The following is a 12,376-nucleotide window of genomic DNA, read 5'->3' as shown; positions in this document are numbered from 1 at the left end:
CGGCAACCGAAGGGCGTCAGACCATCATGAGCTTGGTGCCGTCGCGAAGAATCCGGATTGTCATTGCCTTCCGCCATTGCGCGTCGACGGGGAGGAGCATGCTCGGCGGTGGCCCGGGAAACCACCACCCCACCGAATGAGACGATTTAGTGGAATGCCGAGCAAAAGAAGCATGATTAAAGCCCGCAATGCCACCACAATGAGCACCGTTCATCGCCCTTCCCCAGAGCACACATGCCCACCGCCGCCCCGCCCGCACCTGCCACTGCCCTGCCCGGCGGCGCGCTATCGAATCTGCCTGTCGCCCTATTCGGCTCCGTCATGGGCCTGACAGGGCTGGCCGTTGCCTGGCGCCTGGCGCAGGCCCGCTACGCCATGCCGCCCTGGATCGCCGACGCGATCAGCGCGGTCGCGCTGGTCACGTTCGGGGCGCTCGTCGCCGCCTATCTCTCCAAGGCGCTCATCCACCCCGACCGCGTGCGCGCCGAATTCCAGCATCCCATCGCCGGCAACATGTTCGGCACGCCAATGATCAGCCTGCTGCTGGCGCGCGTGCTGTGGGGCGTCGGCGCCACCGGCATGACGCTGTTGGCGTGGTGGATGGTGATGCGCTGGATCAGCGTGCGCCAGCAGCCCGACCACGCGACGCCCGCGTGGATCGTGCCGGTCGTCGGCATGCTCGACATACCCCTGGCGGTCCCCGCTCTGGGGTGGACGCAGGACATGCACGGCCTGATGATGTTCGGCACCTCGGTCGGGCTGTTCTTCGCCGTCCCGCTGTTCACGCTGATCCTGTCGCGCCTGATGTTCGCAGAGCCTTTCCCGAATGCGCTGCAGCCTTCGCTATTGATCCTGTCGGCGCCGTTCGCGGTCGGCTTTTCCGCCTATATGGCGACCACCGGCGCCATCGACGGCTTCGCGGTTGGCCTCTATATGGTGATGCTGTTCGTGCTGGCGGTGCTCATAACCCGCATGCGCGGCCTGGCGCGCTGCTGTCCGTTTCGCGTGTCGTGGTGGTCGGTGAGCTTTCCGCTGGCGGCATCGGCCGGCGCCGCGCTGAAGTACGCCGAGTTCGCGCGGCACCCGGTGGCGGATGCGATCGCGGCGGTGTTGCTCGCCCTGGCCAGCGTGGTGATCGTGGCCCTGGCCGCGCGCACCATGTGGGGCATCGTGCGCGGGGAATTGAAAACGCTGAATACCTGACAGGATGGGTCTGTCGGGGCGCCGGTGTCAGTTGCCCAGCAGGCGCACCGTCTGGGGGTTATAGCCAGCGTAGACCCCGACGCTGCAGGCGGCATGAGGTCGTGCCGCGGCCGGCAACCCGGTGGCGCGCACGGCAAGTTCGCCACGGGCGCGGATTTCCTTGAAGCGCTCGGCGGCCACCGTCCCGTCGGGCAGGAAATACAGCCGCACACGCGGCAGGCCCTTGTCCGGATCCCCCTGGGCGGCGGCGCTGAAAGCGGGCACCGTCACCGTCGCCTCGTGCCAACGCTGCGGATCTTCCAATGCCTGCCAGCGCACGCGCAGCGATTGTTCCAGGTCCAGCCTTGCCGGACTGCCGCCCTGCATCGGATCGCACCGCATTCCGGCAAGGCTGCGCGCCGCATGACCGCCCAGGTCCACCGCCTGGCCTTCGACCTCGAGCCGGGCGAGCGTCTGGGGAGTGTAGTTTTCCAGGCTGACGATCGTCAGTCCCGGGATGCGCGCCGCGGTCATCGCGTCCTCGGTGCTGGCGGCGAAACGCGCCAGCGTCGGTGCCACCTCGACACGATCGGCGTAGTGGAAATACTGGTACACCAGCAGCGCCGCCTCGCCATAGCGGTACGCCCGGTTCAACGCGTCCAGGTCCGGCGCGGGCAGGCGCAGCAGCGGTAGCGAGGCGCCCGGCTTGCCGTCGACGTCGTAGTACGTGTAGCGCGTGATCCCGGGCTTCAGACGCGCGCCCTCATAGGGGAAGTCGTCGAGCGCGGTGGGCGTGGGATAGCGGCGAAAGCGCGAGAACCGGCGATGCTCGGCCGAAGCCGGCTCCATGTAGGGCGAGCCGCCGCCAGAGGACGCAGAGGCGTAGCGGTAGTCCAGCCACAGGGTCTGGCCGCTGAAGTTGACGTGGCTTTCCTCGATGGCCGGATTGGCGCGGCTGAATTGATTGCCCTTCTCCTGGCGGATCGACTCGTCGATCGGCACGATCAGCGTGGCCAGCAGCGGCGGCAGGAGCAGCAGCGCATGAATCCGTCCGGGCGTCTTGCCCCGGTCCCGCACCAGGTAGGCGATCCAGGTCAGCGCCAGCACGATGGCCAGCGGGCCGCCGAACAACACCGCGTACGACAGCAGCGCGACCACGCCCCAGCCGAGGTTGTCGGAGAAGACGGCCATCAGTCCCAGGCCGGCCAGCAGGCTTGCCAGCACGAACGAAACGATGATGCCAAACAGGTAGTGGGTGGTCTTCATGCCCATCCGATGCGAAGACAAGTACGCCAACAATAGCAGAGCGTGGGCGGCGCGCCGATTGATCTATCCGATAGATGGGTGGCATCAAAATACAGAACTACAAAAATCAATCGAGGGCGCCCACACTTCATTTCATCCCGGGCCGGGCGCCGCGGCAGCCGCCGCGCACCGGCTGGTTCAACCACCGCAAGGACCTGACTCATGAAGTACCTCCCGCTGGGCCGCTCCGGCCTACTCGTTTCCCAATATGTGCTGGGCACCCTGACCTTTTCCGGCACCAACGGCTTTGAAGCCCTGGGCGACATCAATGTCGACCAGGCGAGGCGCATGGTCGACATTGCCCTGGAAGCCGGCGTCAACGCCTTCGATACCGCCAACCTGTATTCCAAGGGAGATGCCGAAACCCTCCTAGGCCAGGCGCTGGCCGGGCGCCGCGACCAGGTCCTGGTCTTCAGCAAGGGCCGCTCGGGCATGAGCGATGGACCCAATGGCGGCGGCGCCTCGCGCGCGCACCTGACCGTGCAGCTGGAAAACAGCCTGAAGCGGCTCGGCACCGACTGGCTCGATTTGTACTTCGTGCATCAATGGGACGGCGTGACACCCGTCGAGGAAACCGTCGAAACCATGTCGGGCTTCGTCAAGAGCGGCAAGATCCGCTATTGGGGCATCTCGAACTACAGCGGCTGGGCCGTGGCCCAGACCGCCATGGTCGCGCAGGCCCCGGGCTTCGTGCCGCCTGTGGCACACCAGATCTACTACACCCCGGAAGGCCGCGACGCCGAGTACGAACTGCTGACCGCCAATCAGGAGTTCGGCCTGGATTCGATGATCTGGAGCCCGCTCGGCCAGGGCCTGTTCGGCGGCCGCGCCAGCGCCGACGGCACCCTGCCTGCGGGTTCGAGGCAGGCGGCGGCGGGCTGGCTCGAGCCCTACGTCTCGGACTGGGACCGGTTCGCCAAGGTGCTGCGGGCGATCGAACAGGTGGCCAGCCAGACCGGCCGCCCGGTGCCGCAGGTCACGCTGGCCTGGCTGCGCGACCGCCCCGGCGTCGGGACGATGGTGCTGGGCGCGCGCGATGAACGGCAACTGGCCGAGAACCTGGCGTCCCACGATCTCGTGCTGACGGCCGAACAGTCGGCGTTGATCGAGGCCGCGGGCCGCCCGCGCCCGATCTACCCCTTCTGGCACCGCGCCATGTGGGCCACCGACCGCCCCACGCCGAGCGAACGCGGCTATCTCGACGGCTACCGCCAGACCATCGGGCTGTGAACCGGCCCGCCCGTCTCTGCCCTCTTCCTTATCTCCTACAGGGAACCTGCAATGCACTACCAACCTTCCTCCTCGCGCTATGACGGCGCGATGCCCTACCGCCGGGTCGGCCGCAGCGGCATCCACCTGCCGGCGATTTCACTCGGCCTGTGGCAGAACTTCGGCGGCGTGGATGTGTTCGAGACCGGCCGCGCCATCCTGCGACGCGCCTTCGACCGCGGCGTGACCCACTTCGACCTGGCCAACAACTACGGGCCGCCCGCAGGCTCCGCGGAAGAGAACTTCGGCCGCTGGATGGAGCTCGATTTCAAGCCCTACCGTGACGAACTGGTCATTTCCACCAAGGCCGGCTGGCAGATGTGGCCCGGTCCCTATGGCGGCCCGAATGGCTCGCGCAAGTATCTGATCGCCAGTTGCGAGCAAAGCCTCAAGCGCATGGGGCTGGATTACGTCGACATCTTCTACTCGCACCGGGTCGATGCCGACACGCCGCTGGAAGAAACCATGGGCGCGCTGGCGCAACTGCATCGGCAGGGCAAGGCGTTGTACGTCGGCATCTCGTCGTATTCGCCGGAGCTGACCCGCCAGGCCGCGGCGATCCTGGCCGAGGAGCGCGTCCCGCTGTTCATCCACCAGCCCAACTACTCGATGCTCAATCGTGGCATCGAAAACGGCTTGCTGGACACGCTGGACACGCTCGGTGCCGGTTGTATCGCCTTCTCCCCGCTGGCGCAGGGCTTGCTGACGTCCAAGTACATCGGCGCAACCCCCGACAGCGGCGCCCGCGTCCAGCGTGGAACGTCGTTTCAGCAACGCATGCTGAGCGACGAGAACCTGGCGCGGATCCGCGCGCTCGATGCGCTGGCCGACCAGCGCGGTCAGTCGCTCGCGCAGATGGCGATCGCCTGGGCGCTGCGCGACCCGCGGGTCAGCTCGGCCCTGATCGGGGCGCGCACCGTCGCGCAGCTCGATGATTCGCTGGATGCGGTCAAGCGGCTCGACTTCACGCCTGAGGAACTGCGCGAGATCGACCGCCACGCCCAGGATGGCGACGTGGATCTGTGGAAGGTGTCCTCGCGGATCGGCGCCTGACCCCTGTTCCATGATGCGCAGCCGCCCCGCCTGCTCCCACCCGCCTGCGGGCGACGCCGCCGCGTTCGAGGTGGCGCCGCCCGCCTTACACGGCCACCTTGCGGATGCCGAACAAGGCGATCACGCCCATCGTCACGGCGACCACGCCCAGGCCCATGCGCAAGGTGCCCAGGTGGGCGACGGCGCCGATCAGCGGCGGCCCGAACAGCATGCCTGCGTATGCAAAACGGGCCACCCCCGCCACGCCGGCGGCGGCGCTCATGCCGGGCAGCTTGCTGCCGGCCAGGAAGAACAGCGGCATGAAGTTGGCCACTCCCAGCCCCATCAGCGCCAAGCCCACACCGCTTGCCAGCGGCTGGGGCCAGGAGATCGCCAGCGCGATGCCCAGGAATCCCAGCCAGGCGCTGACCCCAAGCAACCGCCGGGCCGAGACCCGGCGGCGCAGGAAGTCGGCGCTGAAGCGGCCCAGCGCCATGCCGAGGGAGAAAACCGCGTAACCGTAGCTGCTCTGTTGCAGGCTGGCGCCCGCCACGTCGCGCATGTAGATGGCGGCCCAGTCATACATGGCCCCTTCGCAGACCAGCCCCAGGAACGCCACCGCGCCCAGGATCCAGAGCGCGCGCGGCGTGCCGTGGGTAGGCGTGACGGCCGCCGCGTCGGGCGCGCTGGCGCGAGGATCGGGCAGCAAGCGGCCGCGCGCGTACAGCGCGCTGGCCAACAGCGGGCCGGCCACCAACGCCGCATGCACGGCCATCGGCATCCCGATGGCCAGCAGTCCGCCGCCGAGCGCCGCGCCCGCCATGCCGCCAAGACTGAACATGCCGTGCATGGTCGACATGACCGGCCGCCCTCCCTGCGATTCGATATTCGCGGCCTGGACATTCATCGCCACGTCGAACGCGGCCATGGCCATGCCGAACAGCGCCAGCACCGCCAGCAGCAACGGGAAGGACGGCGCGGCCGGAATCGCCAGCAGCGCGGCCGCGTAGGCGAACCCGCTGAGCGTCAACGCGCGCGCGCTGCCTGCCCGCGCCACCCAGCCGCCCACCAGCTTCATGGCCGCCACCGCGCCCGCCGCCACGCTCAGCATGGCCAGGGACATCATCGCGTCATCGGCCTGGAAACTGCTCTTGATGACCGGAATCTGCACCCCCCAGGTCGCGAACGTGACTCCGTTCATCAGGAACTGGAGCAAGGTGGGCAACTGCGCGCGACGTTCGGGCGCGATGGACGGGGAAACGGCTGGCATGGACTTTTGCGGTATATCGAGTCAAACGGAGAATGCACTATGCTCGGTTTGCTTCTATCTGATAAATGCTGTTTATTGAATGGATCCATCTATCTAGCAGATAAGTGACGGGAACCCATCATGGAACTACGACAACTGCGTCACTTTCTGGCGGTCGCCGAGGAAGCCAATTTCACCCGCGCCGCCGAGCGCTGCCACATCGTCCAATCGGCGCTGTCCACCTCCATTCGCCTGCTCGAAGAAGAGCTCGGCGCCAGGCTGCTGGTGCGCACCACGCGGCACGTCAGCCTGTCGGCGGCGGGCCAGGCGTTCCTGGAGCAGGTGCGGCGCGCACTCGACCTGCTCGATCGCGCGGCCGACGATGTCGCCGACATCAACGCCATCCGCCGCGGCAAGCTGTCGATCGGCGCGGTGCAAAGCCTGCCGGCCTTCCTGGATCTGCCGGCCCTGCTGTCGCGTTTCTACCAACGGCATCCGGACATCGAGATCCGGCTGGTGCAAGGCGCGGCGCTCGACCTGAACGACAAGGTGGCGGTCCGCGAGATCGACCTGGCCATCCTGCCGATCGAGGAACGCAGCGATCGCCACGTATCGCATATCGTCGCCTGTGACGACATGGTGCTGGCCTGCAGCCACGCGCATCCGCTCGCGGGCCGCAAGTCGGTCACGCTGGCGCAGTTGGCCGACGCGTCCTTCGTCGATTTCGTGCCTGGACAGGGAACGCGCCGACTGGTCGATCGCGGCTTCGCCGAGGCCGATGTGCAGCGCCGCGTCGCCTTCGAAGTCGGCGACCTGGAGACGTTGATGCATCTGGTGGACCAGGGCCTGGGCGTATCGCTGCTGCCGGCCGACCTGGCCACGCGCCGCGGCCAGCGGCTGGTCCGGGTGCCCCTGAAGGGCAAGACGCTATGCTGGGAACTGGTGGTGACGCACCTGGCGGCGTCAGGCGAGGATGCCACGCCCCTGCTCGACCCCGCGCCGCTGGCGTTCCTGGACATGCTGCTCGAGGAAACCGCGGATCAGCGCGAGGGATAGCGTGGGCGCGGCGCCATGACACGACGCCATCAACCTGCTAGCGCGGCACGCCTGCCATCAGCCGCGCCCGTAGCACCCCAGGAACATCGCCACCGCCGAATCCACCACCCGCTCGCGTTCGGCCGGTTGCAACGGCGGCTGGCCCAGCGTGACCTGCGGCCAGAACGCGAAGCTCTTCACTAACCCCTGCAATTGCTGGCCAGCGAATTCCGCGTCGATGTCGGCCAGGCGGCCGTCGGCGATGGCGGCGCGGATCCAGGCGGTCTCGCCGCCCTCTTTCGCGCCCATGCGGCAGACGATGGCCTGCGCCCGTTCCGGCGTGTGGATGATCTCGGCCATGGCGACGCGCGCCAGGTCGATGAAGTTGGGGTCGCCCAGCAGTTCCAGCTTGCGCATCAGCAGCTGCCGCAGCTGAACATCCAGCGGCTGGTCGGCGCGATAGGCCACGCTGGCGTTGGCGATGCTGCGGTTCCACAGGTGTTCCAGCATCAGCCCGAACAGTTCGTCCTTGCTGGGAAAGTGGTTGTAGACCGTGCGCTTGGACACGCCCGCGGCCGCCGCGATGCGGTCCATGCTGGTGGCCTCGTAGCCCGCCGTGCGGAATTCCTCCACGGCGGCGCTGAGGATAGCCTCGCGCTTCCTGTCGGTGAGCCGCCGCGGAACTTCTGCCATGGGAACGTCCTAATGAATAGATAGCAAAAATTTTACACTCTGCGGTGTACTTTCAAGAAAAAGGAAACTACACTGCCCAGTATACTTTTTGGTGGATGCCCCGTCCGCCTGCCCTCTTCCCCGCCAGGACCTCCGCCGTGACTCCCTCGACGCCCGACGCTTCCTCCAACCCGCCGTCCGGCCCGACGCATCATCGCGACGGCCGCTTCCACAACGCCCGCCCGCGCCCGTCGCTGGGATTCTGGCAAGGGCTCAAGCTGACCTGGTCATTCCTGTTCGGCAAGCCGGCCGGCACCGTGCCCGACCAGCCCATTCCCGTGCGGCCGCTGACCCGCGCCGAACTGGGCGCCGCGCCCGACCGCAGCCTGTTCCGGCTGGGGCACTCAACCCTGCTACTGAAGCTGCGCGGCCGCTACTGGCTCACCGACCCGGTCTTTTCCAAGCGCGCCTCGCCGGTGCAATGGGCCGGCCCAGCCCGCTTCCACGCGCCGCCCGTGGCCCTCGACGACCTGCCGCCGATCGCCGGCGTGATCCTGTCGCACAACCACTACGACCACCTCGACCGCGCCGCCGTGACGCGGCTGGCCGCGCGTACCGGCCGCTTCATCGCGCCGCTGGGCGTGGGCGACCAGCTGATCGCCTGGGGCATCGATCCGGCCAAGGTCGAGCAGCTCGACTGGTGGCAGTCCACCGAGGTCGACGGCCTGCGCCTGACCGCCACGCCGGCGCAGCATTTCTCCGGCCGCGGCCTGAGCGACAGCGACCGCAGCCTGTGGGCGTCCTGGGTCATCGACGACGACGGCATGCGGGTGTTTTTCAGCGGCGACAGCGGCTACTTCGACGGCTTCAAGGCCATCGGCGACGCCTACGGACCGTTCGACCTGACCCTGATGGAGACCGGCGCCTACGACAAGCGCTGGGCCTTCGTGCACATGCAGCCCGAGGAAACGCTGCAGGCCCACCTGGACCTGCGCGGCCGCTGGCTGCTGCCGATCCACAACGGCACCTTCGACCTGGCCATGCACGCCTGGCAGGAACCGTTCGAGCGCATCGCCGCCCTGGCCGCCGAACGCGGCGTCGCGCTGACCACCCCTGAAATGGGCGAGCGGCTGGACCTGAACGCGCCGCATCCGGGATCGCCCTGGTGGCGGGCCGTTGCCGCGCGCCAGCCGGCGTCCGGCGCGTGCCGCCGCCTGACGCCATGCCGGGCCAGGTAAACCGGCAAGGCCGGCCGCCGCGGCCGGTCAGGTATCAGTCGAAACGCCCGAAGATGTGGCTGCAGTGGGTATACGGGTCGTTGGGCGTGCGGCGGTCCTTGGTGAAGTAGTCGATGATCATGCCCTCCTGCAGCTCGAAGCTCAGCGTGCATTCATAGGTGTACTGATAGCTCTGGGCGCCGGCCGACGGGGCGCATCGCGGCGGCGCGTTGGGGCCATGCGTCAGCTGCAGGCTCTGGCCGGGCGGGCAACCGCCGCCGCCGCTGGCCGAGGTCGAGCGCGCTTCCTGGCGGTAGTACTGCAGCATGCGGTTGCCGCTCTTTTCCGTGGTGCCGGTGGGCGGCCCCCAGACCCGCAGCAACTCGGCCTCGGGCTGGCCGATCCAGGCATCCATCGTGCGCCGCACGGCCGACATTTCCCGCTTGCGGCGGGCATCGGCGCGCGCCTGCGGATTCTGGACGTTGGCAATCTGGCGGCTGGCCTGCTTGTCCTGCGCCACGCTCTTGTCGGCCTGGGCGCCCGCGTCGGCCAGGGCTTTCTTGCGACGCGCCTCCAGATCCTTCATCTCGCGTTCCAGCTCGGCGTCCGAGCGCGGCTTGCTGGCGGGCCGGGTGCCGTCGGCCCACAGGGTCTTCCAGGTCAGGTCGGTGATCTCGCCCGTGTTCAGCGGGCCCATGTAGAGCCAGCCGCGCGAGCGCTGGTCGGCCTTGCGCGCCGCGACCCGCTGGGCGCTGCCGCGCGGGCCCATGTCGCAGGCGAAATCGATCAGGGCCTGGCCCACCGCGTTCTTCGGCGGACGCGCCGGCTGGTCGGGCGCGGTCGTCAGCTTGCCGCCGCGCGGCGACAGCTGGATCAGCTTCTCCTCCAGTGTCTGCCGCGCGCAGTCGATGATCATGTTGGATGAGACCCACTCCGGCGCCTTGGCGTTTTCCAGGATCGTCAGGGTCTCGAGCTTGTAGGTCTTCTCGGCCATCGGCACGGCGTCGAGGTAGGTCTCGTCGACGGTGACGACGATGCGGCTGGGCTTTTCGCCGCCGGCATAGACCATCCAGCGTTCGCCGGCATGGACAGGCGAGATGGCAACGGCGGCCAGGATCGCCGTGGTGGCAAGTCGGTTCAAGAATGCGCTCCCAATGGGCCGGCGAAATTGCGCGTCATAGTATAGGAACCCGGATGGGAAACACCAGACCCCGCCGTCCGTCCGTGAGGGCGGCGCGGCCCGGCCGCTTTGCTCGCGCCAATGTGTTTACAATCACGGCGCAACGCGTATTGCGCCAAAACCAATGCCCGCGACCCGGGTATTGCGGCCGGACGAAGCCGCTTCGTCTAGTCTAGGGCCTGCACGCAAGACCTGACACGGGCTCCCGCCCCAGGGATACCCGGCCGCTTGGCCGGGTGCCGGGGCCCGTCAGGCACCCACCCAACCCTGTTCGCAACCTCCCCGCCCCGGCTTGCCGCCTTGGACGCGTGGATCGCTGTTTGCGTGTTTGATCGCCCCGGAGGTGCCCACGCCCCTTTTCTCCGTAGTGCCTACAACGACAACAACATAATCCTTTGAACCGTAAGGTCTAATACCCATGAGAAAGTTTCTCAAGATCGTGGGCAGCCTGGTCGTGACGGTGGTGATCGCGGTCGCCCTGTTCCTGTACTGGCCCCTGCACCAACGTTCGGTCCCGGCGCCGGACAACGACAAGCCCCTGGACGCCGTGCTCGTCGGCGGCGGCATCATGAGCGTGACGCTCGCCACGTATCTGCAGGAATTGCAGCCGGACTGGCGCGTCGAGCTCTTCGAACGGCTGGACGGCGTGGCCCTGGAAAGCTCCAACGGCTGGAACAATGCGGGCACCGGCCACTCGGGCTTCGCTGAACTGAACTACACCCCCGAGATGCCCGACGGCTCGGTCGACATCAAGCGGGCCATCAACATCGCCGAACAGTTCGAGGTCTCGCGCCAGTTCTGGGCGCACCAGGTCAAGACCGGCCGCCTCGGCCAACCGTCGGACTTCATCAACCCGACCGGCCACATGAGCTTCGTGTGGGGCGATGACCGCATCGAATACCTGCGCAAGCGCCGCGATGCGCTGGTCAAGAGTCCCCTGTTCTACGGCATGGAATACTCGACCGACGCGGCGCGGATCCGCCAATGGGCGCCGCTGCTGATGGAAGGCCGCGACGCCAGCCAGAAGGTCGCCGCCACCTACATGCCGCTGGGCACCGACGTGAACTTCGGCGTCATCACCAACCAGCTGACCCAGGGCCTGCAACGCAATCCCAACTTCAAGCTGCAACTGCAGCATGAAGTGACGGCGCTGCGCCAGAACGACGACAAGACCTGGAACGTCACGGTCAAGGACCTCAAGACCAACCAGGAACGCACGGTGAAGTCGCGCTTCGTCTTCATCGGCGCGGGCGGCGCCTCGCTCAAGGTGCTGCAGCTGTCCGGCATTCCCGAATCCAAGAACTACGCCGGCTTCCCGGTGGGCGGCCAGTTCCTGGCGTTCGACGCGCAGGCCATCGCCGGCCGCCACGAGGTCAAGGCCTATGGCATGGCCGATACCGATTCGCCGCCGATGTCGGTGCCGCACCTGGATGCGCGCAAACTCGACGGCAAGCCGGTGGTGCTGTTCGGCCCGTTCGCGCTGGCCACGACCAAGTTCCTCAAGCAAGGCTCGTCCTTCGACCTGTTCTCGTCGGTGAACCACAACAACGTCACCAGCATGGTGGACGTGGGCCTGGAGAACCTGGACCTGGTCAAGTACCTGATCAACCAGGCGCAGTTGACCGATGCCGACCGCCACGCCCAGCTGCTCAAGTACTTCCCGCAGGCCAAGCCCGGCGACTGGCGCCTGGTGATGGCCGGCGAACGCGTCCAGGTCATCAAGCGCGATCCGGAGAAAGGCCCGATCCTGCAGTTCGGCACGGAAGTGGTGACCGACAAGGACAACACCATCGCCGCGCTGCTCGGTGCCTCGCCCGGCGCCTCGACCTCGCCGCCCATCATGCTGAACCTGCTGGCCAAGGCCTTCCCGCAGCAGATGGAAGCAGGCTGGAAGACGCGCCTGAAGGAGATCATCCCGTCGTACGGCCAGAAGCTCAATGACAGCCCCGCGCTGACCAATCAGATCCGCGCCATGACAAGCCAGGTGCTGCACCTGCCGTACGTGGAAGTGCCGGTGCCGGACGCGACGCCGGCCGCGGCGCCCACGGCGCCCGCGACCGGCGCGCCGGCCCAGCCGGCGCCAGGCCGCAACGCCAATACCGAAATGCAGGCGCTGTAACGGCCTGCCCCGCCCTCCCCGCGTGGGAGGGCTTTTTTTTGCGCGCGGCGGCCCGCGAAGTCACGCCGCCAGCCGCCGCGCCGCGCGCCTTCGCTCCCTCTCATGGCCGGGATGGC

At 67.6% G+C, this 12,376-nt stretch carries 10 protein-coding genes; 6 read left to right on the top strand and 4 right to left on the bottom strand.

The annotated features are described in order from the left end of the window. The first annotated feature begins 234 nt into the window (after positions 1-234). Entirely contained in the window at positions 235-1,203 is a 969-nt protein-coding gene (locus tag AC1HFW_RS08355) for an SLAC1 anion channel family protein (RefSeq protein ID WP_479282679.1), read from the top strand. Between the two features lie 27 nt (positions 1,204-1,230). Here the strand turns inward: AC1HFW_RS08355 and AC1HFW_RS08350 are convergent, their stop codons facing one another. Next, on the bottom strand, positions 1,231-2,448 hold the full coding sequence (locus tag AC1HFW_RS08350; RefSeq protein ID WP_479282677.1) for a hypothetical protein: 1,218 nt from the start codon (positions 2,446-2,448) through the stop codon (positions 1,231-1,233). 201 nt (positions 2,449-2,649) lie between these two features. Here AC1HFW_RS08350 and AC1HFW_RS08345 point away from each other — a divergent pair, with 201 nt between their 5' ends. Both AC1HFW_RS08345 and mgrA read left to right on the top strand, forming a co-directional pair. Next, the gene (locus AC1HFW_RS08345; protein ID WP_479282675.1) at positions 2,650-3,717 is read left to right on the top strand and encodes an aldo/keto reductase; all 1,068 of its coding nucleotides are present in this window, start codon (positions 2,650-2,652) and stop codon (positions 3,715-3,717) included. 51 nt (positions 3,718-3,768) lie between these two features. Then, positions 3,769-4,809 (top strand): L-glyceraldehyde 3-phosphate reductase, encoded by a 1,041-nt coding sequence (gene mgrA, locus AC1HFW_RS08340; protein ID WP_479282673.1) that lies wholly within the window; start codon positions 3,769-3,771, stop codon positions 4,807-4,809. Between the two features lie 85 nt (positions 4,810-4,894). On the opposite strand, the gene AC1HFW_RS08335 is transcribed toward mgrA, so the two are convergent. Further along, positions 4,895-6,058, bottom strand: a complete 1,164-nt coding sequence (locus AC1HFW_RS08335; protein ID WP_479282671.1) for an MFS transporter — start codon at positions 6,056-6,058, stop codon at positions 4,895-4,897. Positions 6,059-6,178: 120 nt separating this feature from the next. On the opposite strand from AC1HFW_RS08335, the gene AC1HFW_RS08330 reads away from it, so the two are divergent. Further along, positions 6,179-7,093 carry a LysR family transcriptional regulator gene (locus tag AC1HFW_RS08330; RefSeq protein WP_479282669.1) on the top strand — a complete coding sequence of 305 codons (915 nt, stop codon included), beginning with the start codon at positions 6,179-6,181 and terminating at the stop codon, positions 7,091-7,093. A 57-nt stretch (positions 7,094-7,150) separates the two neighbouring features. On the opposite strand, the gene AC1HFW_RS08325 is transcribed toward AC1HFW_RS08330, so the two are convergent. Beyond that, positions 7,151-7,765: a TetR/AcrR family transcriptional regulator gene (locus AC1HFW_RS08325; RefSeq protein WP_479282667.1), complete on the bottom strand. Its 615-nt coding sequence runs from the start codon at positions 7,763-7,765 to the stop codon at positions 7,151-7,153. A 95-nt stretch (positions 7,766-7,860) separates the two neighbouring features. On the opposite strand from AC1HFW_RS08325, the gene AC1HFW_RS08320 reads away from it, so the two are divergent. Next, on the top strand, positions 7,861-8,982 hold the full coding sequence (locus tag AC1HFW_RS08320; protein WP_479282665.1) for an MBL fold metallo-hydrolase: 1,122 nt from the start codon (positions 7,861-7,863) through the stop codon (positions 8,980-8,982). A gap of 34 nt (positions 8,983-9,016) precedes the next feature. Here AC1HFW_RS08320 and AC1HFW_RS08315 read toward each other — a convergent pair whose 3' ends face one another. After that, the gene (locus tag AC1HFW_RS08315; protein WP_479282663.1) at positions 9,017-10,102 is read right to left on the bottom strand and encodes a hypothetical protein; all 1,086 of its coding nucleotides are present in this window, start codon (positions 10,100-10,102) and stop codon (positions 9,017-9,019) included. Between the two features lie 457 nt (positions 10,103-10,559). Here AC1HFW_RS08315 and mqo point away from each other — a divergent pair, with 457 nt between their 5' ends. Then, a complete protein-coding gene (gene mqo, locus AC1HFW_RS08310) occupies positions 10,560-12,260 on the top strand; it encodes a malate dehydrogenase (quinone) (RefSeq protein ID WP_479282661.1) in 1,701 nt (566 codons plus the stop codon). The last annotated feature ends 116 nt before the right edge of the window (positions 12,261-12,376 follow it).

This window comes from Achromobacter sp. ISS7 (genome assembly GCF_056523125.1).
The sequence above is the reverse complement of the archived record's forward strand: the minus strand, read 5'-3'. Positions and strand labels throughout refer to the sequence as shown.